We start from the raw sequence: 621 nt of genomic DNA on the forward strand, positions 1-621 counted from the left end.
GATGGACGACGTCGCCATGATGAAGATGGCGCCGCGAAGCACGTTGCGCTGGGAGGGTGTGGCTCGTGCGGCTTGCGTAGGTTGCATTGGATACCTTCTTTTTTCTTGGCGTTGGGGCAGGTAGGGAAATGCAACCGTGCAGCGAGTGCCCGGCAAGATTGTTGTTGTTTGGTGATGCGCAAAACCGTGTCGGGTCAGATCACCCCCAGCTGTTCGTCGCGCAGGTCGGTGATGAACATGTGCCCTGGCGCGTGGGTGATGACCAGCTCCGGCTGGGCCTGCATCGCCACCGCCTGGGGCGTCACGCCACAGGCCCAGAACACCGGGACCTCGCCTTCGCGCAGCTCCGATGGCTCACCGAAATCCGGTTTGGCCAGGTCTGCAATGCCCAGCAGTCGCGGGTCGCCGACATGCACGGGGGCGCCATGCACGGAGGGAAATCGCGATGTGACCTGCACGGCGCGCACCACCTTGTTCGCAGGCATCGGCCGCATGCTCACCACCATCGGCCCGCTCAGGCGGCCGGCGGGCTGGCAGGCGATGTTGGTGCGATACATCGGGACGTTGTGGCCGTCCTCGATGTGCCTGACTGTCACGCCATTGGCCAGCAGTGCAGCCTCG

The 621-nt window shown here is 64.4% G+C and carries 1 protein-coding gene; it reads right to left on the reverse strand.

Going from position 1 to position 621, the window contains the following annotated elements:
- Positions 1–194: 194 nt before the first annotated feature.
- Positions 195–621 (reverse strand): D-glutamate cyclase family protein (locus tag ACU8YC_RS25570; protein ID WP_446896043.1); only part of this gene is annotated, 427 nt, incomplete at its 5' end.

This window comes from Citrobacter sp. VF227 (genome assembly GCF_052950715.1).